Source organism: Mesoflavibacter sp. CH_XMU1404-2 (assembly GCF_037029465.1).
In the GTDB taxonomy this organism is placed as follows: domain Bacteria; phylum Bacteroidota; class Bacteroidia; order Flavobacteriales; family Flavobacteriaceae; genus Mesoflavibacter.
This window is the reverse complement of sequence record NZ_JAYMEM010000015.1, coordinates 1-843: the sequence shown is the minus strand read 5'-3', so window position 1 is coordinate 843 and position 843 is coordinate 1. Positions and strand designations below refer to the sequence as shown.

Here is an 843-nt window from a genome sequence, read left to right as displayed (position 1 = left end):
TGGACAGCAGGCGGAACAGAAACGTCTTGGAATATAGAATTAGTAGATGTAACAGCAGGAGGAACTGTAACAGGAACAGCTACTGCAACAGGAGTAACTAATCCATATTCACTAACAGGTCTTACAGCAGGTAATGATTACGAATATTATGTACAAGCAGATTGTGGAGGTGATACAAGTGCTTGGGCTGGACCATTTTCTTTTACAACATTATGTAATCCTATAACTTCATACCCATGGTCAGAAGACTTTGAATCAGTTTCTACACCAGATTTACCTAATTGTTGGAGTTATATTAACAATAATGGAGATACAGATTACTGGAGAACGTATACAACTTATGGAGTAGGAGGATCAACAACAGCAGGACTATATACAGATTTTAATTCAGGTAATAATGATGATTATTTAGTGCTTCCTCAATTTACATTAACAGGTAATGAACGTTTAAAATTTAGTGTAAGAGCAAGAAGTTCTTCAGAGCCAAATGATTATAGAGTAGTTTTATCTACTTTAGGAAGCACACCTACAGATTTTACTGAAGAATTACTACCATTAACTCAAGTTTCAAGTACAACCCAAACAGAGATAACACCAATAGACTTAAGTGGTTACACAGGAGATGTATTTATAGCAATACATGTACCATCTGGAGGTTTAGATGGTTATTATATTTATTTTGATGAATTTGTAGTAGAACCAATCCCAAGCTGTATACAACCAGGTGCTTTAACAGCTTCTAATGTCACTTCTTCTTCAGCAGATTTAAGTTGGACAGCAGGCGGAACAGAAACGTCTTGGAATATAGAATTAGTAGATGTAACAGCAGGAGGAACTGTAACA

At 35.8% G+C, this 843-nt stretch carries 1 protein-coding gene; it reads left to right on the top strand.

Going from position 1 to position 843, the window contains the following annotated elements; genetic code table 11:
• Positions 1 to 843, top strand: an 843-nt coding sequence (locus tag WA327_RS07840; protein WP_336068338.1) for a choice-of-anchor J domain-containing protein, incomplete at both ends; no start/stop codon positions are given.